Annotated in this window: 1 protein-coding gene; it reads right to left on the bottom strand. The window is 67.5% G+C overall.

Annotated features, from left to right (window positions below; all coding sequences use genetic code 11):
- The coding region (locus A5698_RS07360) for an HNH endonuclease signature motif containing protein (protein ID WP_156670640.1) at window positions 1-585 on the bottom strand (585 nt) is incomplete at both ends.

Raw genomic sequence — 585 nt, 5'->3', positions numbered from 1 at the left:
AGGAGGCGTTCGGGGCGGTGGTAGTAGTTGGTTCGGGCTTGGCCGGTGTCGAGGTCGGGTGGGGGGAGCCATTCGACTTCGCCGCGGTCGTTGATGCGGGTGCTCCAGCCGCCGTTGGTGGTGACGCTGCGGTTATGCGGTCCGCAGGCCAGGCCGAGTTCGTCGATGTTGGTGTTGCCGCCGTCGGTCCAATCGGCCACCACGTGGTGTACCTGGCAGCCGTAGGCGCCCACGGTGCAGCAGGGTTTGGTGCAGCCGCCGTCGCGGGCGATCAGCATGATCCGCTGCGCGGGGGAGGCGATGCGTTTGGTGCGGAACAGATCCAGCGCCGATCCGGTGGCTTTGTCGAACACGGCCAGGTAGTGGTTGGCGTGAGCGGCCATTCGGATGACGTCGGTGATCGGCATGACGGTGCCGCCGCCGGTGGTGCCGACTCCGGCGCGTGACTGCAGGTCTTGCAGGGTGGTGCGGATGATGATCGACACCGGTAGCCCGTTGAGTCGGCCGAGTTGTCCGCTCATCAATGCGATGCGCCCGACGGCGAGCAGTGCGTCGTGTTGGCGCTGGGCCAGGGTGCGGTGGTCG

It is taken from the genome of Mycobacterium sp. E136, assembly GCF_001666865.1.
Taxonomy (GTDB): Bacteria; Actinomycetota; Actinomycetes; order Mycobacteriales; family Mycobacteriaceae; genus Mycobacterium.
This window is presented reverse-complemented; position numbering and strand designations above follow the sequence as displayed.